16 protein-coding genes are annotated in these 21770 nt (G+C 73.6%); 10 read left to right on the plus strand and 6 right to left on the minus strand.

What is annotated here, in order from left to right:
* The first annotated feature begins 84 nt into the window (after positions 1–84).
* The 3 genes from ACFFKU_RS17055 to ACFFKU_RS17065 all read left to right on the plus strand — a co-directional run bounded on the left by ACFFKU_RS17055 (position 85) and on the right by ACFFKU_RS17065 (position 6724).
* Positions 85–4101 carry a bifunctional nitrate reductase/sulfite reductase flavoprotein subunit alpha gene (locus tag ACFFKU_RS17055; protein ID WP_380139845.1) on the plus strand — a complete coding sequence of 1339 codons (4017 nt, stop codon included), beginning with the start codon at positions 85–87 and terminating at the stop codon, positions 4099–4101.
* Positions 4102–4143: 42 nt separating this feature from the next.
* Positions 4144–4845: a hypothetical protein gene (locus tag ACFFKU_RS17060; RefSeq protein ID WP_380139846.1), complete on the plus strand. Its 702-nt coding sequence runs from the start codon at positions 4144–4146 to the stop codon at positions 4843–4845.
* A gap of 520 nt (positions 4846–5365) precedes the next feature.
* A complete protein-coding gene (locus ACFFKU_RS17065) occupies positions 5366–6724 on the plus strand; it encodes an alpha-L-fucosidase (protein ID WP_380140279.1) in 1359 nt (452 codons plus the stop codon).
* 37 nt (positions 6725–6761) lie between these two features.
* On the opposite strand, the gene ACFFKU_RS17070 is transcribed toward ACFFKU_RS17065, so the two are convergent.
* Positions 6762–7415 (minus strand): TetR/AcrR family transcriptional regulator, encoded by a 654-nt coding sequence (locus ACFFKU_RS17070; protein ID WP_380139848.1) that lies wholly within the window; start codon positions 7413–7415, stop codon positions 6762–6764.
* A 90-nt stretch (positions 7416–7505) separates the two neighbouring features.
* Between ACFFKU_RS17070 and ACFFKU_RS17075 the strand changes: the two genes are divergently transcribed.
* Genes ACFFKU_RS17075 through ACFFKU_RS17085 form a run of 3 tightly spaced genes read left to right on the plus strand, consistent with a single transcriptional unit; the run spans position 7506 to position 11241 of the window.
* Positions 7506–8897 (plus strand): flavin monoamine oxidase family protein, encoded by a 1392-nt coding sequence (locus tag ACFFKU_RS17075; RefSeq protein ID WP_380139850.1) that lies wholly within the window; start codon positions 7506–7508, stop codon positions 8895–8897.
* Positions 8882–9745, plus strand: coding sequence for a universal stress protein (locus ACFFKU_RS17080; protein ID WP_380139852.1), 864 nt, complete (start codon positions 8882–8884; stop codon positions 9743–9745). Before ACFFKU_RS17075 ends, ACFFKU_RS17080 begins: the two co-directional genes overlap by 16 nt.
* A complete protein-coding gene (locus ACFFKU_RS17085; RefSeq protein ID WP_380139854.1) occupies positions 9742–11241 on the plus strand; it encodes an APC family permease in 1500 nt (499 codons plus the stop codon). Before ACFFKU_RS17080 ends, ACFFKU_RS17085 begins: the two co-directional genes overlap by 4 nt.
* Before the next feature lie 19 nt (positions 11242–11260).
* Here the strand turns inward: ACFFKU_RS17085 and ACFFKU_RS17090 are convergent, their stop codons facing one another.
* Genes ACFFKU_RS17090 through ACFFKU_RS17100 form a run of 3 tightly spaced genes read right to left on the minus strand, consistent with a single transcriptional unit; the run spans position 11261 to position 13903 of the window.
* Positions 11261–12052, minus strand: a complete 792-nt coding sequence (locus tag ACFFKU_RS17090; protein ID WP_380139856.1) for a DeoR/GlpR family DNA-binding transcription regulator — start codon at positions 12050–12052, stop codon at positions 11261–11263.
* A 16-nt stretch (positions 12053–12068) separates the two neighbouring features.
* Positions 12069–12911, minus strand: coding sequence for an HpcH/HpaI aldolase/citrate lyase family protein (locus ACFFKU_RS17095; protein WP_380139858.1), 843 nt, complete (start codon positions 12909–12911; stop codon positions 12069–12071).
* A gap of 56 nt (positions 12912–12967) precedes the next feature.
* Entirely contained in the window at positions 12968–13903 is a 936-nt protein-coding gene (locus tag ACFFKU_RS17100) for an endo alpha-1,4 polygalactosaminidase (RefSeq protein ID WP_380139860.1), read from the minus strand.
* Positions 13904–13966: 63 nt separating this feature from the next.
* Between ACFFKU_RS17100 and ACFFKU_RS17105 the strand changes: the two genes are divergently transcribed.
* Both ACFFKU_RS17105 and ACFFKU_RS17110 read left to right on the plus strand, forming a co-directional pair.
* The gene (locus tag ACFFKU_RS17105) at positions 13967–14935 is read left to right on the plus strand and encodes an LLM class flavin-dependent oxidoreductase (RefSeq protein ID WP_380139861.1); all 969 of its coding nucleotides are present in this window, start codon (positions 13967–13969) and stop codon (positions 14933–14935) included.
* A 9-nt stretch (positions 14936–14944) separates the two neighbouring features.
* Entirely contained in the window at positions 14945–16873 is a 1929-nt protein-coding gene (locus ACFFKU_RS17110) for an amylosucrase (RefSeq protein ID WP_380139862.1), read from the plus strand.
* Here ACFFKU_RS17110 and ACFFKU_RS17115 read toward each other — a convergent pair whose 3' ends face one another.
* On the minus strand, positions 16874–18085 hold the full coding sequence (locus ACFFKU_RS17115) for a phytanoyl-CoA dioxygenase family protein (RefSeq protein ID WP_380139863.1): 1212 nt from the start codon (positions 18083–18085) through the stop codon (positions 16874–16876).
* Positions 18086–18246: 161 nt separating this feature from the next.
* Between ACFFKU_RS17115 and ACFFKU_RS17120 the strand changes: the two genes are divergently transcribed.
* A complete protein-coding gene (locus ACFFKU_RS17120; RefSeq protein WP_380139864.1) occupies positions 18247–19293 on the plus strand; it encodes a LacI family DNA-binding transcriptional regulator in 1047 nt (348 codons plus the stop codon).
* A gap of 46 nt (positions 19294–19339) precedes the next feature.
* Here the strand turns inward: ACFFKU_RS17120 and ACFFKU_RS17125 are convergent, their stop codons facing one another.
* Complete coding sequence (locus ACFFKU_RS17125; protein WP_380139866.1) at positions 19340–20149, minus strand: alpha/beta fold hydrolase; 810 nt, start codon at positions 20147–20149, stop codon at positions 19340–19342.
* Between the two features lie 104 nt (positions 20150–20253).
* On the opposite strand from ACFFKU_RS17125, the gene ACFFKU_RS17130 reads away from it, so the two are divergent.
* Complete coding sequence (locus ACFFKU_RS17130; protein WP_380139868.1) at positions 20254–21693, plus strand: CAP domain-containing protein; 1440 nt, start codon at positions 20254–20256, stop codon at positions 21691–21693.
* Positions 21694–21770: the final 77 nt, after the last annotated feature.

Below are 21770 nucleotides of genomic sequence, written 5' to 3' on the forward strand. Positions count from 1 at the left end.
GTGGGACGGACCTGAGAGGGGACGGCACTGCGTCCTTCACCGGCGTGAAACGCGGCCGTAACGGGGTCCGGCTGCACTGTGCTCATGGGATCCGAGCAGACGGTCAAGAGCGCCTGCTCCTACTGCGGCGTGGGCTGCGGCATGGTGCTGCGCGTCGGGACGGACGACACCGGTCGCCGACGGGTGCTGCAGGTGTCCGGCGACAAGGAGCACCCTGCCAACCGGGGTCGTCTGTGCACCAAGGGGTCGACCAGCGCCGACATGCTGGCCGCCGGCGGGCGGTTGGAGACCGCCGTGGTCCGGCCCGAGCGCGGGGCCCGTCCCGAACCGGTCGCGCTGGACGCCGCGGTCGAGCTGGTCGCGCGTCGGCTGCGGGAGACGGTGGAGCAGCACGGACCCGACGCGGTCGCGCTCTACGTCTCCGGGCAGATGACGCTCGAGGCGCAGTACCTGGCCACCAAGCTGGCCCGCGGGTACCTGCGGACGTCACGGCTGGAGTCCAACTCGCGCCTGTGCATGGCCTCGGCGGGGACGGGGTACAAGCAGTCCCTCGGCTCCGACGGCCCGCCCGGTTCCTACGCCGACTTCGACGCCACCGACCTGTTCTTCGTGGCCGGGTCCAACACGGCCGACTGCCACCCCATCCTGTTCCTGCGGATGATGGACCGGGTCCGGGCGGGGGCCCGGTTGATCGTCGTGGACCCGCGGCGCACGGCCACGGCGGACAAGGCCGACCTGCACCTCGCGCTGCGCCCGGGTACCGATCTCGCCCTGCTCAACGGCCTGCTGCACCTGCTGGTGGCCCGGGGGGCGGTGGACCACGCGTTCATCGCCGAGCACACCACCGGCTGGGACAGCATGCCCGAGTTCCTGGCCGACTACCACCCGGAGGCGGTGGCCGGGATCACCGGTCTCGAGGTCGCCGACCTGCGGACCGCGGCCGCGTGGATCGCCGAGGCCGGCAACTGGATAAGCCTGTGGACCATGGGGCTCAACCAGAGCACCCAGGGGACGTGGAACACCAACGCGATCTGCAACCTGCACCTCGCGACCGGCGCGATCGGACGGATCGGCAGCGGGCCGTTCTCCCTCACCGGGCAACCCAACGCCATGGGGGGCCGGGAGATGGGTTACATGGGCCCGGGTCTGCCCGGGCAGCGCAGCGTCCTCGACGCCGTGGACCGTGCCTTCGTCGAGGACGTCTGGGGTCTCGCACCCGGGACCGTCCGCGACGCGGTGACCCCCGGCACGATCGACCTCTACCGACGGATGGCCGACGGCGAGATCAAGGCCTGCTGGGTGATCTGCACCAACCCGGTCGCCTCGGTCGCCAACCGGCGCACCGTGATCCAGGCTCTCGAACGCTGCGAGTTCGTCGTCGCGCAGGACGCCTTCGCCGACACCGAGACCAACGCCTACGCCGACGTCCTCCTGCCCGCGGCCCTGTGGGCCGAGGCCGAGGGCGTCACCGTGAACTCGGAGCGGAACCTGACCCTGCTGCAGCAGGCCGTGGACCCGGTCGGGGACGCCCTGCCGGACTGGCAGCTCATCGCCCGGGTCGCGACCGCCATGGGTTTCCCGGGTTTCGACTTCCCGGACGCCGCCGCCGTGCTCGAGGAGATCACCCGGTTCGCCAACCCCCGCACGGGGTACGACCTGCGCGGGGTCAGCTACGAGCGGTTGCGCCGCACGCCGGTCCAGTGGCCCGCCCCGCCCGGTGACGACGACGACCGGCACCCGCTCCGCTACCTCAACGACGGGGTGTCGCGGACCCTGGTCGAGCGTCCGGACGGGACGCGACCGCGTCTGGCCTTCGCGACCCCGGACGGGCGGGCCGTGTTCCACCCCCGTCCCTGGGTGCCCGCCGCGGAACTGCCCGACGACGACTACCCGTTCGTGCTGAGCACGGGCCGGTTGCCGCACCAGTGGCACACGATGACCAAGACCGGCAAGGTCGCCAAGCTGGTCAAGCTCGACCCCGACCCGTTCGTCGAACTGTCCGCCGAGGACGCCGAACGCCTCGGCATCGCGGCCGGGGACCAGGTCGAGGTCGCCTCCCGACGCGGTCGCGCCGTGCTGCCCGCCCGGATCGGCGACCGGGTGCGCGTCGGGTCGTGCTTCGCCCCGTTCCACTGGAACGACACCTATGGCGAGTACCTGGCCGTGAACGCGGTCACCAACGACGCGGTCGACGCGGAGTCGTTCCAGCCGGAGTTCAAGGTCTGCGCCGTGACGCTGACCCGGGTGGGGCCGGCTGTCGCCGCCGACGATCCGGGCCAGCGGTCCGGCTCGGTGGCGGCCGGGTCGACGGAGGTGGTCGAGGACCCGGCGCTGGACGAGCGGCAGCGGTACTACCTGGCCGGATTCCTCCGGGGGTACGACCGTCGCCCCGAAGGGGTTCCGGTGCTGCCCGCGTCCGCGCCGTTCGACGGTGGGGTGCGGGCCTGGGTCGACGGCCTCTTGGCCGGGATGTTCTCGCGGGCGGAGGATGCCGGTGGGACCCCGGCCGGGCGGGTCCTGCTGCTGTACGGGTCGCAGACCGGCAACGCCGAGGACCACGCGGGGGAGTACGCCGAGCAGCTGCAGCAGGCCGGGTTCGTGGTCGAGAGCCGGGAGCTCGACGCGGCGGAACCGGACCAGCTGAGCGGCGCCGACGCGGTCCTCGTCGTGGCCAGCACGTTCGGCGACGGGGGCGCCCCCGACAACGCCGGGTCCTTCTGGGACCGGATCGCGGCCCCGGACGCCCCGCCCCTGTCCGACACCCGGTTCGCCGTGCTGGCCCTGGGCGACTCCAGCTACGACGACTTCTGCGGGTTCGGGCGGCGCCTCGACGGGCGCCTCGCCGAGCTCGGCGGGCAGCGGATCACCGAACGGGTGGACTGCGAACCGGGGGAGAAGGACAAGGCGGACGCCTGGTTCGGCACCGTGCGGGAACGGCTGGCCCCCACGCCGTCCGGACCGGCGCCCGCGACTCCCCCCGCGGTCGTCCCGCAGGCTCGCCAGGCCCCCGTCAGCTACTCCCGCTCCCACCCGTTGAGCACCACGACGACCCTGAACCGACGGCTCAACCGCGAGGGGTCGTCGAAGGAGGTCCGCCAGGTGGGGTTCGCCCTGCCCGCGGACTTCACCTACGAGGCGGGGGACGCGCTCGGGGTCTGGCCGGTGAACTCTCCCGAGGTCGTCGAGGAGTTCCTGCGTCGCAGCGGTGTCGAGGCGTCGGCGACGATCGAGGTGGCCGGGGTCGGACGGACGGGATGGGCGGACGCGGCGACGCACCACCTGGAACTCCTCCGGGTCACCCCGGACGTGGTCGCCTGGGTCGCGGAACGCACCCGGGGGCGGCGGGTGGACCACCCCGAGAAGTACCTCGTCGACCACACGCTCCTCGACCTGCTCGCCGACCACCCGGTCGACGTGCACCCCGAGGAGTGGCGCAGCCTGCTGAAACCGTTGCAGCCGCGGCAGTACTCGATCTCCTCGTCCCCGCTCACCGATCCGGGGGAGGTGCAGCTGACCATGTCCACGGTGCGCTTCGGGCGTCCCGACCGCCGGCGCGAGGGCGTCTGCTCCTCCTACCTGGCCGACCGGGTCGGGGACACCCCCGTCCGGATCTTCCCGCAGCGGGCCAAGCACTTCCGTCCGCCGACCGACCCGGCCACCCCCATGGTGATGGTCGGGCCGGGGACCGGGGTCGCCCCGTTCCGGGCCTTCCTGCACCACCGTCGCGCGCTCGGGCACACCGGCCCGAACTGGTTGTTCTTCGGCGAGCGGTCCTCGACGACCGACTGGTACTACCGCGACGAGCTGGAGGGCATGCGCGACGACGGCTTCCTCACCCGTCTCTCGCTGGCGTTCTCCCGCGACCAGCCGCAGAAGGTGTACGTGCAGGACCGGATGCGGCAGTTCGGCCACGACCTGTGGCGCTGGTTGGAGGACGGGGCGCACCTCTACGTGTGCGGCGACGCCGCCCGGATGGCCAAGGACGTCGACGCCGCCTTGCGCGAGGTCGTCGCCCGGCACGGGCACCGCAGCGACGACGAGGCCGCCGAGTACGTGAAGCAGCTGTCGCGGGAGAAGCGCTACAGCCGGGACGTGTACTGACCGTCCGGGGGAACCGAAGGGCCGAGCGTGCGTCCGAGCGGCATGGGACGACGTGCTCTTCCAGCCGGTCGGTGGTTCGCCCTTCTGCTGGCCGCGGGGGTGACGGCGGGTTGCGCCGCCCCGTCGCCCGTCGTCACCGGAGACGACGCCGATCCGGGACCGCTGCTGGCCGGGACCCCGCTGACCGGGCTGGTGGGCCGGGTCATGGTGCTGGAGGACGCCTCGCACGGGCCGTGGATGTGCTTGGGGATGATGACGGCCTCCGACCCACCGCAGTGCGGGGAGGTCGACGTCGAGGGGTGGAACTGGGCCGCCGTGCCCCGCGACGGGTACACCGAGAAGGGGGCGACCCGGTACGGCGACTTCGAGCTGAGCGGTTCGTTGCGCACCTTCGACGGCTCGTTCGTGCTGGACGCTCCGCCGGTCCCGGTGGACCGCACGACCGGTGGATCGCTGTCCTTGTCGGAGGACGACCTCGTGACGCCGTACCCGGAGCCGGCCGGTGGCTGGCGGCCGCCGGACCCGGAACGGGCCACGGACTCCGCGCTCAGCGACGTGGCCCTGCTCGGGGAGCAAGACCCCGAGGTGGGGGCGGTCCGGATCGACCAGCGCCTGCCTCCCGAGGTGTGGGACGGGCCACCCGAGGAACTCGAACGGGTGGCGAACGACCCGATGCGCCTGGTGCTGAACGTGTCCTCGACCGGGGACCTCACCGCGCTGGAGGCCCGGGTCAGGCAGTTGTGAGGCGGGGCGTTGTGCATGTCCCGGGCGGAGTTCTCCTCGACGCAGCAGAGGCAGACGGAGCGGGAGCTGGACGCCGAGGCCGGTGTGATCGGGGCCTGGGCCCACGACGTCACGGGGAGGATCCGGGGATGTCCCGACTGCCCCGGCCGATCTGCAGGAGCGCCTCGACGCGCGGTACGGGGTCGGCCGGGCAACGTAGGTCGCCGATGGATGGGGGAGGGGGCGGTCACGCTGAGGCACGGCACGGGCGAGGCTTCGTCGTCAACGCTGCGTTCATCCGCCGAGAAGGGGCTCGACGGCGCCCGATCGGGCGATGAGTGCAGCGCTGGTGACGTCCGGGGGTCCCGGGCGCCCGTGGTCGTCACGCAGGGGAGTCGTCCTGGGGTACGTGGGGCGGCTGGGGAAAATTCCTTGATCACGGAAGGGAAGGGTGGGGTCTGGCGGTGAGCGTTCGCGCGCGCCTATGATCGTTCGCGCAACGGCCCGACGGGCCGGGGCCCGCCGACGCCAGGGATGTGCGCTGACCATGTTCGACCCGTCCGCCCGCCGCCCGGCCGCCTACGAGCGGTTCGTGCACGAGACACCCGCCTGGTTCACCGACGCGAAGTTCGGGATCTTCGTGCACTGGGGGCCGTACTCGGTGCCGGCCTGGGCGGAACCGCTGGGGGAGCACGGGACGCAGCACGACGACTGGTTCCTCCGCAACCCCTACGCGGAGTGGTACTACAACACCATCCGGATCCCGGGTTCGCCCGCGTCGGTGCACCAGCGGGAGGTCTGGGGTGACGCGCCCTACGACGACTTCCTCGACCGCTGGCGGGCGGAGGCGTTCGACGCCGACGCGATGATCGCCCTGTTCGCCCGGGCCGGGGCCCGCTACGTCGTCCCGACGACCAAGCACCACGACGGGGTCACCCTCTGGGAGGCCCCGGGGACGGGGACCCGCAACACCGTCCACCGCGGACCGCGCCGGGACCTGGTGGCCGAGTTCGAGCGCGCGGCGCGGGCGGCGGGGCTGCGGTTCGGGGTCTACTACTCGGGCGGTTTCGACTGGCACGCCGCGGACACCGGGCCGATCTGGGACGCCGACGACGACTCCGGCGCCCGTCCCCTCGACGCGGAGTACGCCGCCTACGCCAAGGCCCACGTCCTCGATCTCGTGCAGCGGTACGGCCCCGACGTCCTGTGGGGCGACATCGACTGGCCCGACGCCGGCAAGCCCGAGGGGCCCGACAGTTTCCTGCACGTCCTCGACGCCTTCTACGCCCGCAACCCCGAGGGGGTCGTGAACGACCGGTTCGGGGCGACCCACTGGGACTTCCGCACCAGCGAGTACCAGGCCGGGACCGACCTGGAGGACGACGGCGCCTGGGAGAACTGCCGCGGGGTGGGGTTGTCCTTCGGGTACAACCAGCGCGAGGACGACCTCGACGTCTCGCTGACCGGGGAGGCCGCGGTCCGGCACCTGGTGGACGTCGTCTCCCGGGGAGGGAACTTCCTGCTGAACATCGGGCCCGACGCCGCCGGACGGATCCCGCGCGTGCAGCGCGAGTGCCTCGAGGGACTGGCCGCGTGGATGGGCCCGCACGCCGCGGCCGTCCACGGCACCCGGCCGGTCCCCGCCGAGATCGCGCGGCCGCAGGACGAGCCCTGGGTCCGGTGGACCGCGAGCCCGGACGGGCGCCACGTGAACGCGATGGTCGACGCCGACGGGACGGTGACCCTGACCGGGCTGACCGGGCGGGTCGACGTCGCCGGTGCGCAGCTGCTCGACGGTCGTCCGGTCCCGGTCTCGAAGGGCGGGGCGGGGCAGATCGAGCTGCAGCTGCCCGGGCGGGACGTCCCGGGTCCTGCGGTGGTGCGCTTCCCGCTGGTCTGACCTGCCCCTCCGACCTGCCCCTCCGACCTGCTGCCGGTCAGCGCAGCCGGGCCAGCCGCGCGACCAGCCCGTCGACGAGGGCGTCGAGGCCCAGCTCGAACGCGGACCGGGCCGGGTCGTGGGCGTCGCGCGCGCGGACGCCGGCGCTGAACTCCGGGGCGCGGGCGGTGGCGTCCGCGCCCAGGTCGAAGATGTCGGCCGGGGCCGAGGCGTCGAGGGCCGAGCCCAGGACGAAGGACTCCACCGCGACGATCACGTCGACCACGGCCGCCTGCGGCCACCCGCCGGCGCGCAGCCCGGCCCCGACCGCCTCGTACATGGCCACGGTGTGCGGCGCCCCGTCGACCGGGGTCACCGCGATCAGCGGGACCAGCGGGGGGTGGCGTGCGTAGACGTCGCGGTAGGAGCGCGCCCACGCGCGCAGGGCCTCGGGCCAGGGGGCGGTGGCGAAGCCGCCCGCGTCGACCGAGGCGTTGACGTAGTCCTGGACCAGTTGCAGCAGAACGGCCTTCGTCGGGACGTGGTTGTACAGCGCCGACGGGGCCACGTGCAGGTGCGCGGCCAGGGCCGCCATCGTCAGCGCCCGGTGACCCTTGGTCTGCACCAGCGTGACGGCCGCCCGGGTGATCTTGGCCGGGGACAGGACCGGGGTGCTGGGGCGGCCGCGGGGGCGGGTCGCGTCGACGGTCATGGTCCCCATCCTGACCCACGCCAGGGGCTTGACGGGAACGACGCGCAGGAGGTTAATGAAGGCCATTCACTTCGATCAGAGAGGCTTGTCGTGAGGCAGCAGCAGCAGGTGGACGTCGCGATCGTCGGGGCCGGACCGGCCGGGTTGGCCGCCGCGCGGCGGCTGCGCCGGGCCGGGCGGACGGTCGCGGTCCTGGAGGCGCGCGACCGCGTCGGCGGACGCACCTGGACCGACGTCGTCGACGGGGCGCGGCTCGAGATCGGCGGGCAGTGGGTGTCCCCGGACCAGACGGAGCTCCTCGGGCTGGTGGACGAGCTCGGGATGCAGACCTTCCCGCGCTACCGCGAGGGCTCCTCGGTGCACATCTCCCGCGAGGGCGTCCGGACGGAGTTCACGGGTGACCTCCCGGTGGGGGAGAAGACCGCGCTGGAGATCGAGCGGTTGACCGAGCTGCTGGACCGGCTGGCCGCCGAGATCGGGCCCGCCGAACCCTGGGCCGACCCCCGGGCGCGCGAGCTCGACACCATCTCCTTCCACGGCTGGCTGCGGCAGCAGTCCGACGACGAGGAGGCCTGCGACAGCGTCGGGCTGTTCGTCGCCGGCGGGATGCTGACCAAACCCGCCCACTCGTTCTCGGCCCTGCAGGCCGTGCTCATGGCCGCCTCGGCCGGTGCCTTCAGCCACCTCACCGACGACCACTTCATCCTGGATCGCCGGATCCTCGGCGGGATGCAGTCGGTGTCGGAGGCGATGGCGGCCGAGATCGGGGTCGAGAACATCCACCTCGGTACGCCCGTCCGGGCGATCCGCCGGACCGGTGGGGGCGACGGACCCGGGGTCGTCGTGGAGTCCGACCGCCTCGACGTGACGGCCGAACGGGTGATCGTCGCCGTCCCGCCGAACCTCTACACCCGGATCTCCTTCGACCCGCCGCTGCCGCGCCGTCAGCACCAGATGCACCAGCACCTCTCGCTGGGCCTGGTCATCAAGGTCCACGCCGTCTACCCGACCCCGTTCTGGCGGGCGAAGGGGCTGTCCGGCAGCGGGTTCAGCGCCGGCCGCCTGGTCCAGGAGGTCTACGACAACACCGGGCGGAACCCCGACGGCAGCGAGGAGGAACGCGGCACCCTGGTCGCGTTCGTGCCCGACGAGAAGGCCGACGCCGCCTTCGCCCTGCCCGACGCCGAACGCCGGGCCGCGGTGCTGTCCTGCATCGCGGAGTTCCTGGGCGAGGAGGCGCTGACCCCGGACGTGTACTACGAGTCCGACTGGGGTTCGGAGGAATGGACCCGCGGGGCCTACGCCGCGAGTTTCGACCTCGGCGGCCTCTCGCGCTACGGGGCCGATCAGCGCCGCCCGGTCGGCCCGATCCACTGGGCCTGTTCCGACCTGGCTGCGGAGGGTTACCAGCATGTCGATGGGGCGTTGCGCAGCGGGCACGCCGCCGCATCGGACATCCTGAGCGCATGGCAGATCTCGTGAGTCCGGCACCGGCCGACGACGGTCCCTCGATCCGCTCCTACGTCGTCGCGCACGACGGCGGGGAACGCGGCCGCGACGCGCTCGCCCTGGGGGCCGTGCTGTCCCGGTCGCTGGCGGTCGAGCTGGAGGTCGTCTTCGTCGTCCGGACCGACGACCCGTTCGCCGGTCCCTACCCGCCCGTGGGGGACGTGACCGGGTTGGTGGCCGAGACCGGCCAGGAGTTCCTCGACGAGGAACTCGCCGCTCTGCCCGGTGACGTCGTCGCCCGCTCCCACGTCCGGACCGCGGAGTCCGTGCCCGAGGGGCTGCTCGCCGCGGTCGAGGAGTTCGGCGCGGCGGCCGTGGTCGTCGGGGCCGGCGGGCGCAACCCGCTCGGGGTCGGTCCGGTCGCCCGGGCCCTGCTGCACAGTTCCCCGGTGCCGGTCGTGCTCGCCGCCGAGACCCCCGGAGTCGAACGGATCGACACCCTCTACGTCGCCCTCGGTACCCGCCCCGGGGCGGAGGCCGTGCTGGCCGAGGCCCAGGAGGGGGCCGACCGCGCCGGGCTGCCGCTGCACGTCGTCAGCCTCCTGGACCTCGACGGGCGGGCCGAGGAGGGGGGATCATCCCGTCAGCGCGTGGAGGAGCTCCTCGCCGGTCTGACGGATGCCAGCATCCACGTGGGAGAGGGGACGAGCATGGCCGAAGCGGTGGCCTCCATCGACTGGGAGCCGGGCGGTCTGCTGCTCGTCGGTTCCTCCCGGCTGGCCCGCGGGCGGCAGACGTTCCTCGGGCCGACCGCGGCCCGGATGATCCGTCACGTCCCCGTGCCGGTCGTCGTCGTCCCGCGGGCGGAGGTGGCCCGATGAGCGCCGACGTCGGGGTCGTCCAGGAATCCAAGGGTCTCGGCAAGGGTCAGGTCGGGCTGCTCGGGGCGGTGGTCATCGGGGTCTCGACGATCGCCCCGGCCTACACCCTCACCGGGGCGCTCGGGCCGACCGCCTCGGCGGTGGGGATCCACCTGCCGGCGATCTTCCTGGTCGGGTTCATCCCCATGCTGCTGGTGGCCCTCGGCTACCGGGCGCTCAACGCGGCCATGCCGGACTCGGGCACCACCTTCACCTGGGGTTCGCGGGCGTTCGGCCCGTGGCTCGGCTGGATGGGCGGCTGGGGGCTGCTGGCCGCGACGATCCTCGTGCTCTCGAACCTCGCCGGGATCGCGGTGGACTTCTTCTTCCTGCTGCTGGCCCAGATCACCGGGAACGACGGCATCGCCGACCTGACCCGCAACGTCCCGATCAACATCGTCACCTGCCTGCTGTTCATGGCCGGCGCCTGCTGGATCGCCTACCGCGGGCTGGAGGCGACCAAGCTGGTGCAGTACGTGCTGGTCGCCTTCCAGCTCGTCGTGCTGGTCTGGTTCTCCGTCGCCGCGTTCGTGCACGTGTCCGACGGGACCGCGCCCGCCGGGCTGGCCATCAGCCCGGAGTGGTTCAACCCCTTCGGGGTCGAGTCGTTCTCGGCGTTCGCGGCCGGGGTCTCGCTCTCGGTGTTCATCTACTGGGGCTGGGACGTCGTCCTGACCCTCTCGGAGGAGACCGAGGGTTCCTCCACGACCCCGGGACGGGCGGCAACGCTCACCATCGGGGTCATCGTGACCCTGTACCTGCTCGTGGCGATCTCGTTGCTGAGTTTCTCCGGGGTGGGTGACGGGCCCCTGGGGATGGGCAACGCCGACATCCAGGAGAACATCTTCGTCTCGCTGGCCGGTCCGGTCATGGGGCCGATGGCCATCCTGCTCTCGCTCGCCGTGCTCTCCAGCTCGGCGGCGTCGCTGCAGTCGACGATCATCTCCCCGGCCCGCACTCTGCTGGCGATGGGCCACTACGGCGCCCTGGACAAGCGGTTCGCCCGCATCTCGCCCAAGCACCAGTCGCCCGGTTACGCGACCATCGCCTCGGCGGTCATCGCCTCGGTCTTCTACGCGGTCATGCGGGTGGTCAGCGAGGACGTCCTCTGGGACACCATCACCGCGCTCGGGATGATGGTCTGCTTCTACTACGGGATCACCGCGTTCGCCTGCGTCTGGTACTTCCGGCGCCAGGCCACGACCAGCGTGCGGAAATTCCTCGAACTCGGGTTGGCGCCCGCGGTCGGCGGAGCGCTGCTGCTGGTGTTCTTCGTCCAGACCGCGGTCGACTCGATGTCGCCGGACTACGGGTCGGGGTCGCAGATCGGCGGGATCGGACTGGTGTTCATCCTCGGCATCGGGGTGCTCGCGCTCGGTCTCGTGGTGATGGCGGTCCAGTACGCGATCCGGCCGGCGTTCTTCCGCGGCGAGACCCTGCCGAAGACCGTCGCCTGAGGTTCCCGCGGGCCGGGGTTCAGCGCGCCAGGACGACCTGGACCCCGGCCCGCGCGAACGCCGTCGTCAGGGGGCGCGGCAGCACGGCGTCGGTGATGAACACGTCGATCTCCTTGGCCGTGCAGACGTGCGCGAAACCGGTCCGGTCGAGCTTGGAGGAGTCGGCCAGCACCACCACGGTGCGACCCGCGTCGACCATCTCGCGCAGCAGCTGGGCCTCGCGCAGGTTGCTGACCCCGAAGACCCCGTCGAGGGAGACGGTGCTCACCCCGACGATCGCGAGATCGGCCGAGACGGCCAGGCTGGTCCGGCCCTGGGCGTCGGGGAACCGCAGGCGACCGACCGTCGCGAGCGAGCGCATGCGGGTGGAACCACCCACGACGTAGACGCCGCGGGCCACCCCCTCGGGCAGGGCCGGCGGGATCATCAGGTTGTTGGTGACGATCGTGAGGTCGCGACGGTCGGTCAGGTGGTTGACCACCGCCAGCGTCGTCGTCCCGCCGTTGAGCACGACCGTCTGCCCGTCGCGGACGTACCCGGCCGCCCGCGCCGCGATGCGCGCCTTGGCGTCGGGATGGTCGGCCATCCGCACCGCGAGCGGGTTCTCGTGCCGGGCCAGGGTCCCGGTGGGGACCGCGCCGCCGTGGGTGCGGGTCAGCGACCCCTCCCGGGCCAGGTGCTCGAGGTCGCGCCGGACGGTGTCCAACGAGACCTCGAGCACCTCGGCGAGCTCCCCGACGGTGGCCTGCCCGCGGTCGCGGACGAAGGCCAGCAGGTCCGCACGTCGTCGTGCCGGCAGCTGGGCGGTCATCGGGGTCTCGTCGGCCTCAGAAGGGTTCGACCCCGAACGCGTCGGCCATCTCCTTGATCCGGCGGGCCCGCCCGATCCGGGGGAGGTCGCTGCCGTCGCGGACCACGCCGCCGCTCTCCTCGAAGTCGCGCAGGACGTCGCGGGCCCAGGTGGCGTCGGTCTGGGTGGGGCTCATGACCTCGTTGACGACCCCGGTGTGGTCGGGGTTGAGGCAGAGCTTGCCCATCATGCCGAGCTGGACGCCGTAGTGGGCGCCGTCGCGCAGCTCGGGCAGGCCGCCGCCGACCGTGGGGCCGTCGACCGGACCGGGCAGCCCACCGATGCGGCTCGCGACGACGAGGCGGCTGCGCGGGTAGGCCATGGCGATCTCGTCGGCGCTGGCGCCGGTGTCGCGGCGGTAGTCGCCGCTGCCGAAGGCGAGGCGGAACACGCCCCGCGCGCACGCGATGTGGCGGGCGTCCTCGATGCCCAGCGCCGACTCGACCAGGGCCAGGACCGGCACGTCGCCGCCGAGCGCGTCCGCGGTCGCCTCGACCTGCTCGGCCGACTCGGTCTTGGCCAGCATCACCCCGGACAGCCCCGGGGTCCCCTTGAGCTGGGCGACGTCGTCGGCCCAGTGCCGGGTCGAGGTGTCGTTGATCCGGACCCAGGCGCGGTTCCCGGCGGCGAGCCACGCCCGGACCTCGTCGCGGGCGGCGTCCTTGCGGGTGGGGTCCACCGCGTCCTCGACGTCGAGCACGACGGCGTCGGCGCGGGAGGCGGCCGCGGCGTCGAACGTGTCCGGTCGGCTCGCGTTCACCAGGAGCCAGGTCCGGGCGTAGCGGGCTTCGACCTTCGGCGCGTTCGGCGCGGGGCTCATCGGGGGCTCCATCCTTCGGTTCTGCTGTCGTCGGGCTGCTCGTGAGCGAAGGACAGTCAACCACCCGGTCGCCCGGCCCCCGCCCGGCCGGGGCAGGTGGTGCGGGCCGCGTCCAGGTCGAGGTTCTTCAGCAGGGAGGAGATGCCGGTGAAGACCGGGTCCGCCGCCGGGTCGGTGAGGCGGCAGAACTCCTCGTCGTCGAGGCGGTCGTCGCCGTCGCGGTACTCGACGTGCAGCACGGCCTTGCCCGCCGCGACCAGGGGGGCGAGGCGGTCGCACTCGTCGTAGCGGGCGCACTCCTCGACCACGGCGAAGTCCACGTCGTCCACGAGGTCGGTGACCTGGTCGAGGTCGTTCTTCAGCCCGAAGGCCAGACCCCGCTCGTGGGCGGCGTCGGCGAGGCGACGGACGAAACGGAGCTGGTCCTCGGCGGTGAGGTCGAACCCGCTGTCGTTCACCCAGGCGTCGACGTTGTCGGCCTCGACCGCGTCGAAACCCTTGTCCCGGCACTCGTCGAACCGGCGGAGCAGGGGCGGGCCGACGAGGTCCCAACGGCGCACGTCGAGCCAGCGCTCGTCCGGCCACTCGGGCAGCGGTTCCCCGCGCACCTCCGGCGGGAAGGCGGCCGCGTCGTCCCGGTAGTCCTCCACCGTGCCCACGCTGACGTAGCACACGACCCGGATCCCCCGCTCGTGCAGCTGCTCGACCACGGTCGCGGGGACCTCCCGGTCGACGTCGTACACCGCGACGTCGAGGGAGAGGTCGAGCGGGCCGGACAGCTGCCACTGCCAGCTCGTCCCGGCCTCCGGGACCCACCACGCGGGGGACGGGGTCGGCCCGACCGGGGTCGTGCTCGCGATGGGAACCGGGGTCGTTCCCCCGGGGGCCTCGGACGGGTCCGGCGGGCCCGACGCCGAGCAGGCGGTGAGGAGGAGCAGCAGGGCCAGCGGTCCGGCGCCCGGCGCGGTCCGGGGGCGGGTCGTGGAGCGCACTCCCGCACGGTAGGTGGCCGCACCCGCCGGGGCGCCGGGAGGCGTGGCGGGTAGCGTCGGGTCATGGTCGACGCCGCCCTGCTGCTGCCTCGCGATCTGCCCGGCGACCGGGTCCGGGAGTACGCCCGGGCGGCCGAGGACGGAGGTTTCTCCGAGCTGTGGGTCGTCGAGGACCTCGGTTTCGCCGGCGGGATCGCCCAGGCCGCGGCGATCCTGGCCGCGACGGAACAGCTGCGCGTCGGCCTGGGGATCCTGCCCGTCGGTGCGCGCAACCTGGGTTTCGCCGCCATGGAGGTCGCGAGCCTCGCCGGGATGTTCCCCGGACGACTGGTCTGCGGCATCGGGCACGGCATGCCGGGCTGGATGCGACAGGTCGGGGCCTGGCCCGCCTCGCCGCTGCGGGCGTTGGAGGACTACCTCGTCGGGCTGCGCGCGTTGCTGCGCGGGGAGACCGTCTCGGGCGGCGGTCTGCGCGAGGTCCGCCTGGAGGCCCCGCCCGCCGTCGTCCCCCCGGTCCTCGCGGGCGTCCGCGGGCCCCGGTCGCTCGCCCTCGCGGGACGGGTCGCCGACGGCGTGGTGCTGGCCGAACCGGCCAGCCCGGTCTACCTGGCCGAGGTGCGTGCGGCCTGCGGCGAGGTCGGCCCGGAGTTCGCGGTCGTCGCCTTCGACGTCGCCGCGGTCGGGGAGGACGGGGCGGCGGCGCGGCAGCGCGTCCGTCCCGCCCTGGAGTGGATCGGGGAACCCGACTGGGCCCCGCACGTGCGCCCGCTGCCGTTCGGTGCCGAACTCGCGGAGCTGCGGGCCGCGAGCCCGGACCGGGCCGCCTTCGCGGCCGCGCTGCCCGACGCCTGGGTGCGCGCACTCACTGCGGCGGGCACCCCGGAGGAGCTGCGGGAGCGCGTCGGCGCGCTCGGCGCCGCGGGTGCCACGACCGTCGTGCTGCTGCCCGCCGACCCCGACGCCCGCGCCGCGCTGCCCGGGCTGGCCGCGGCCGCCACGGGTCGGGATGGACAGCGATCGAGGACGCTCTAGGCTCGCGCCGTGCGTGCTCCGAGCTACGTCCTCCCGCCCGGGTTCAGCGAAGAACTCCGGGAGACCTTCGAGGTGCGGGTCCAGCGGTGGTGGCCCGACGTGGAGGCCGGTCTGGCGGGGGTCTACCCGCCCGAACGCGTCGCCGCGGTCGGTTCCCGGCTGCTGCAGGCGGCCGCGGACGCGTTCGTCGAGCGCGACCCGGAACTGCGCCGGCTCGACCTCGAACGGACCCTGCGCCCGGACTGGTTCCAGGAACCGTCGATGATCGGCTACGCGGCCTACACCGAACGCTTCGCCGGTGACCTGGCCGGGATCGCCTCCCGGTTGGGGCACCTGGAGAGCCTGGGGGTCCGCTACCTGCACCTGATGCCCCTGCTGCTGCCGCGCGAGGGGGACAGCGACGGCGGGTACGCCGTGCGGGACTACCGTCGGGTGCGCCCGGACCTCGGCACGGTCGAGGACGTCCGCGACCTCGCCACGACGTTGCGGCGGCGCGGGATCAGTCTCGTGCTGGACCTCGTCCTCAACCACGTCGCCCGCGAGCACGAGTGGGCGGTGCGGGCCCGGGCGGGGGAGCAGCGCTACCGCGACTACTTCTACGTCTACCCCGACCGCGAGGTGCCGGACGCCTTCGAACGGACCCTGCCCGAGGTGTTCCCGGACTTCGCGCCGGGCAACTTCACCCACGAACCGGACCTCGACGGCTGGGTCTGGACGACGTTCAACTCCTTCCAGTGGGACGTGAACTGGTCCAACCCCGACGTCCTGGCCGAGTACGTCGACATCGTCCTGTTCCTGGCCAACCTCGGCGTCGAGGTGCTGCGCCTGGACGCCATCGCCTTCCTCTGGAAGCGGATCGGGACGACCAGCCAGAACCTGCCCGAGGTGCACAGCATCACCCAGGTCCTGCGGGCCGTGGCCCGGATCGCCTGTCCCGCGGTCATCCTCAAGGCCGAGGCGATCGTGGCGCCGAACGACCTCGTGCACTACCTGGGCCGGGGCCGGCACACCGGCCGGGTCAGCGACCTCGCCTACCACAACGTCCTCATGGTGCAGATCTGGTCGATGCTGGCCGCGCAGGACGTGCGGCTGGCCAGTTCGACCCTGCGGGCGCTGCCGCCGGTGCCGAGCACGACCGCCTGGATCACCTACGTGCGCTGCCACGACGACATCGGCTGGGCCGTCACCGACGAGGACGCCGGGGCGCTGGGGCTCTCCGGCTTCGCCCACCGGGGTTTCCTCTCCGACTGGTACTCGGGGAGTTTCCCGGGTTCCCCGGCCCGCGGGCTGGTGTTCCAGGAGAACCCGGCCACGGGGGACCGGCGGATCAGCGGCACCACCGCGGCGCTCGCGGGTCTGACCGCGGCCACCGAGGCCCACGACGACGGGGACCGCCGGGCGGGTGAGGACGCGGGGGTCCGGCGCGTCCTGCTCGCGCACTCCCTCGTCCTGGCCTGGGGCGGGATCCCCGTCCTCTGGTCCGGCGACGAGGTCGCCTCCCTCGGGCAGGCCGACTGGGCCGCCGAACCCGGTCACGAGAACGACAACCGCTGGGCGCACCGCCCCCGGCTGGAGGACTCCGCCCTGGCCGAGGCGGCCGACCCGGAGACCGTGCCCGGCCGCGTGCTGGCCGGTCTGCGCCACCTCACCGCGACGCGGGCCCGGCTCCCGCACCTGCACGCCGGGGTCCAGGCCGAGGTGCTCGAGCCGAGCGACCCGGGGATCCTCGTCGTGCGCCGCCGGCACCCGTTGGGAGACCTGCTGGTCCTGGCCAACGTGGCCCCGCAGTGGCGCTCGTTCCCCGGATCGCGACTGGCCCAGCTGAACCTGCTGGACAGCGTCGACGCGCTCACCGGCTCCGCCGTGCCCCTCGGCGGCGACGGCAACGTCTGGCTGCCGCCGTGGGGCACGGTCTGGTTGGTCGGATCCGCCCGCTGATCAGCCGGCGAACTCGCGGCGCGCGGCCTGCGCGTCGAGGGCGGTCGCCAGCGCCTCGGCGTCCCAGTCCTCGACCAACGCCTGCCAGAGCAGTTCCGCCTGCGACTGCGGGGCCAGCCCGCCGATCGGCTGGTCGCGGTCGAGGTTGGTCGGGAACGCGTAGCACTCCGCGGCGGCGGTCACGAGGTTGCGCAGCCGTCGCTCGGGGACGCCCGCGGCCCGACGCGCCTTGAGGGTCGCGAACATCGACGTCGAGATGGCCCGCGTGTCCACCGTCTCCATGGCCCGTCCGAACGCGCTGGACACCTGCAGCAGGTTCGCCATCCGGCGGACGTCGGCGGAGACGTTCGTGCCCGCGCCGTGGAACAGCGCGGGGTTGAAGAACGCCGCGTCGCCCTTGGTCAGCGGGAGCTGGACGTAGTTCTCCTCGAAGTAGGCGGTGAACGCCGGGTCGTGGAAGGCGATGTAGCCGGCCGGGTACTTCTGCGAGTGGGGCAGGTAGAGGGTCGGACCCGTCTCGACCGGCATGTCGACGTGGGCGACGGCTCCCTGCAGCGTCAGCACGGGGGAGAGGGCGTGGACCTGGGCGGGGTAGGCCATGGCCTGCTCCCGGTCCATGAACCCGAGGTGGTAGTCGCGGTGCGCCCGCTGGGCCTTGCCGCCCGGGTTGACGACGTTCACCTGCGAGGTGACCTGGTACCCGCGGCCGAGCCAGGCCTCCGAGACCAGCGCGAGGATCTCGTTGTCGTAGTAGTCGGCGAACTGCTCGGGGTAGCGCACCGCGAACTTGTCCAGCGCACCCCAGATCCGGTCGTTGGCCCCGGGCGCGGCGAAGTGGTCGCCGTTGACCTGACCCGCCGCCTTCTGCTCGGCGATCATCGCCTGGAACGCCTCGGTGGCGGCGTCGACCACGTCGGGGGCGAACGCCTGCTGGAACACCACGATCCCCGGACCCTCGCGCAGCGCGCGGACGAGTTCGGCCTGCACGTCGCGGTAGGTGCCCTCGTCGGCCAGGTGGGCGCGCAGCCGTTCGCCGTAGATCAGCACGTTGCGGTCGACGGCGTCGGCGTAGGGGTAGTCGGCCAGATCGGTCTGCACCTCGACGGTGGCCCGGAACTCGGCCAGGTCGCAGTCGGCCGGGGTGAACCAGACGGGGCCGGCCGCCCCGGCGGAGGAGGTCGAGGTGGCACGCTGGGTGGTGGGGGCGCTCATGCGGATCCCGCCTTTCGGTCGAGCGTCGATGCTGACGTGGGGTCCGGCGTCGCCTCCGACGCCGGTGCCGGAGTTCTCCGAGGTCCGACCCCTCGACGGTAGGACCGCGCCGAGGGGTCCGGAACCTTGAAAACCCCTCAAGAACGCCTCAGGATCGTCGGGTGGCCCATCCCTACCGGATACGTGAGATCGCCGCCCAGGCCGGCCTGTCCGAGGCCACCGTCGACCGGGTCCTGCACGCCCGGGGCGGGGTGCGGGCCAGCACCGTCGCCGAGGTGCAGCAGGCCGTCGCCGACCTCGACCGGCAGCGCACCCAGCTGCGGCTGAACGGTCGCACGTTCATGGTCGACCTCGTGATGCAGGCGCCCGCCCGGTTCTCCGCGGCGGTGCGCGGCGCGCTCGAGGCCGAGCTGCCCTCGTTGCGGCCCGCGGTCCTGCGCTCGCGCTTCCACCTGCACGAGCAGGGGGAGGTGGCCGCCCTCGTGGCCGACCTCGACCGGATCGTCCGGACCGGTTCGCACGGCGTGGTCCTCAAGGCGCCCGACGTCCCGGCGGTGGACGCCGCGGTCCGCCGGGTCGTCGCGGCGGGCATCCCCGTGGTCACGTTCGTCACCGACCTGCCCGGCACCCCGCGCGCCGCCTACGTGGGGGTCGACAACCGGGCGGCCGGGTCGACCGCGGCCTACCTGCTGACCCGGTGGCTGGGACCGACCTCCGGCCCGTCGGAGCCCGCCGTGCTGGTGGTGCGCGGCAGCGCGTCGTTCCGCGGTGAGGACGACCGCGAGATCGGGTTCCGCGGCGTCCTGCGCCGGCTCGCCCCGGGCTGCCGCGTCCTCGACGTCGTCGACGACGACGGTCCCGTGGAACTCGTCCGCCGGGTGCGGGACGCGCTCGAGGCCGACCCCGGGGTGCGGGGGGTCTACTCGATGTACGCGGGGGCGGGCGGCAACGCCGCGGTGCTCGACGCGTTCGACCGGGCCGGCCGGGACTGCGCCGTGTTCCTGGCCCACGACCTCGACGGCGAGAACTCGCCCCTGCTGCAGCAGGGGCGCATCTCCGCGGTGCTGCACCACGACCTGCGCACCGACGTCCGGCGGGCGGCGCACGTCCTGCTGCAGGCCCGACGGGCGCTGCCGGGCCCGATCTCCGCGCGACCGAGCGACATCCAGGTCGTCACCCCCTGGAACATGCCCTCGGCGACCTGGTGAGCCGACCGCGCGCCGCGCAGTGACCCCGACCCTGACCCTGACGCGGTCAGCCGTCCCGGCCGAGGAACGCGGTGACGGCCGCGAGCGCCGGTCCGGCCGGTTCGTGCAGGCAGCCGTGCCGGGCTCCGGGGAGCAGGTGGACGTCGGCGTCGGGGATCGCGCGGGCCAGGACGTCCGCGTTGCCGGGCGGGGTCAACCGGTCCTCGAGGCCGTGCAGGACCAGGGTCGGGGCCTGGATGCGGGGGAGCAGGTCGGCGGCGTCGTGGCGGCGGCTGGCGGCGTGGTGCCGCCGCCGCGAGCGAGGGGTGCCCTGCGGTCGGAAGCGGGCCGCGACGTCGGGGTGGGCGGCGACGAAGGCCGGGGTGAAGAACAGCTCGGCCAGGGCCCGGCGGGCCGCGTCGTCCTCCTCGGCGACGGCCGTGGGCAGCATCGCGTCGACCTCGGCCGGCCGCGCGACCTCGGCCCGTCCCCCCGGCCCGGTCGCGGCGAGCACCAGCCGGCGCACCCGGTCGGGGTGGCGGGCGGCCAGCTGCTGGGCGACCCGTCCGCCCATCGAGAAGCCCAGCACGTCGCAGCGCGCGATGCCGGCCGCGTCGAGGACCGCGACGGCGTCGGCGGCGAACAGCTCGGTGGTCCAGGCGCTCTCGCGGGCCCGCGCGCTCCCCTCGGTGCCCCGGGTGGCCACGACGAAGGTGCCGCGGTCCAGGAGGTCGGCGAACCCGGTGAAGACGTCCGGCCCGAGCGACTGACCGGGCAGGAGCAGCAGCGGGGTCCCGGGGGCGTCGCTGCGGGCCCGTTCCCCGACGACGGTGGAGCCGTCCTCGACCCGGGCCGTCACCCGAACGGGTGAGTCCATTCGTGTGATCTCCTCAAAGTGATACGGAAAGTGACGATCATGGCTCGCTCGGTCCCACCGTACGGGGGATCGGGTCACCCGAGCGTGGAGCCGACAACCTTGACGTGACCTTCCTGCCCCACCCGCAGCGCACCTCGGCCCCGCACCGCCCCTCGACGCCGCGCGGCCGCCGTCTCGTGACCCGGCTCGCCGCCGCGCTCGCGATCGCCGTGTCGGCCCCGGCGCTCGCCGTCGCCACCGCGGGGGCGGCCGACGCCGCCGAGGTCCTCGCCCCGGTCGTCCCGGCCGCGGTCCAGGAGCAGCAGATCCTCGCCGGGTTCAACGCGGAGCGGGCCAGGGTCGGGGCCGGCCCGGTCAGCATCGACCCGACCCTGGACGGGGTCGCCCAGCGCTGGGCCGACGTCCTGGGCCAGGGCCCGGGGATGAAGCACAACCCCGACCTGCCCCGCCTCCTCTCCGGCTTCCCGCGCTGGGGCGAGATCGTCGCCACCGCCGACATGGGCGTGCCGGACCGCAACGGCAAGGAGAACGCGCAGCTCGCGATCACCAGCTGGCTGAACTCCCCGGCCCACAAGGCCGTCATGCTCGACGGGGGCTACAACTCCGTCGGGATCGGCATGGTCTACACCCGCACCACCGCGGGCGGCCGGGACGTCTGGCGCAGCTACTGGGTGGCCGACTTCGGCAGCGGCCGCAGGCCCGCCGCCTTCGCCACCCTCAGCGACGGTTCGCGCAGCTACGGCAGCACCCGGGTGAAGGGTGCACTGCTCGGCGGTTACCTGGCGAGCGGGGCCGAGGGCGGTGCCCTCGGGTTCCCGGTCGGCAACGAGTACGGTCCGTTGCGCGGCGGTGGTTTCGGGCAGGCGTTCCAGGGGGGTTCGCTGTACTGGTCGCCGGCCTCCGGGGCGGCTCCGGTGCGCGGGGCCATCCGCGACCGGTGGGCCTCCCTCGGCTGGGAGAACAGTGCCCTCGGCTACCCGACCGGGGCCGAGTTCGGCGTCCGGGGCGGTGCGCTGCAGCGTTTCCAGAACGGGTCGGTGTACTTCAGCGGCGCCACCGGGGCGCAGGCCGTCCGCGGCGCGATCCTCGCCGAGTACGCCTCGTTCGGTTGGGAGCGCGGACGCCTCGGGTTCCCGACCACGTCCGAGGCGTCGGTGCCCGGCGGAGCCGTGACCCACTTCCAGGGCGGCTCCGTCTTCTGGAGCCCGGCCACCGGGGCGCACCCGGTCTGGGGTGCGGTCCGCGACCGCTGGGCCGCGCAGGGCTGGGAGTCCTCCCGGTTGGGTTTCCCGTCCTCCGACGAGTTCGGCGGGCTGCGCGGCGGGGGCGCCGGGCAGGCCTTCCGCAACGGCTTCGTCTACTGGAGCCCGGCCTCGGGGGCCCACACGCTGCGCGGGGCGATCCTGCGCGGGTGGCAGGCGCAGGGGTGGGAGACCGGTCGGCTGGGCTACCCCACGAGCGAGGAGTACCCGGTCGCCGGCGGCGTCCGACAGGACTTCCAGGGTGGGTCGCTGACCTGGGCGGGTGGCCGCCTGATCGGGTGACCCGAGCATCTCGCCGGCCGGGACGACTGGGTGTCGGGTGGGGACTCGCTGGACTTGAGCTGGGTCCTCCCTGAAGA

It is taken from the genome of Kineococcus gynurae, assembly GCF_042433995.1.
Taxonomy (GTDB): domain Bacteria; phylum Actinomycetota; class Actinomycetes; order Actinomycetales; family Kineococcaceae; genus Kineococcus; species Kineococcus gynurae.

Bases quoted from the DNA above. Each gene is read 5' to 3' on its own strand.
- ACFFKU_RS17080 (WP_380139852.1), top strand. From the start codon at position 8,882: ATGGCAGATCTCGTGAGTCCGGCACCGGCCGACGACGGTCCCTCGATC.
- ACFFKU_RS17090 (WP_380139856.1), bottom strand. From the start codon at position 12,052: ATGACCGCCCAGCTGCCGGCACGACGACGTGCGGACCTGCTGGCCTTC.
- ACFFKU_RS17060 (WP_380139846.1), top strand. From the start codon at position 4,144: ATGGGACGACGTGCTCTTCCAGCCGGTCGGTGGTTCGCCCTTCTGCTG.
- ACFFKU_RS17085 (WP_380139854.1), top strand. From the start codon at position 9,742: ATGAGCGCCGACGTCGGGGTCGTCCAGGAATCCAAGGGTCTCGGCAAG.
- ACFFKU_RS17095 (WP_380139858.1), bottom strand. From the start codon at position 12,911: ATGAGCCCCGCGCCGAACGCGCCGAAGGTCGAAGCCCGCTACGCCCGG.
- ACFFKU_RS17055 (WP_380139845.1), top strand. From the start codon at position 85: ATGGGATCCGAGCAGACGGTCAAGAGCGCCTGCTCCTACTGCGGCGTG.
- ACFFKU_RS17070 (WP_380139848.1), bottom strand. From the start codon at position 7,415: ATGACCGTCGACGCGACCCGCCCCCGCGGCCGCCCCAGCACCCCGGTC.
- ACFFKU_RS17105 (WP_380139861.1), top strand. From the start codon at position 13,967: ATGGTCGACGCCGCCCTGCTGCTGCCTCGCGATCTGCCCGGCGACCGG.
- ACFFKU_RS17115 (WP_380139863.1), bottom strand. From the start codon at position 18,085: ATGAGCGCCCCCACCACCCAGCGTGCCACCTCGACCTCCTCCGCCGGG.
- ACFFKU_RS17125 (WP_380139866.1), bottom strand. From the start codon at position 20,149: ATGGACTCACCCGTTCGGGTGACGGCCCGGGTCGAGGACGGCTCCACC.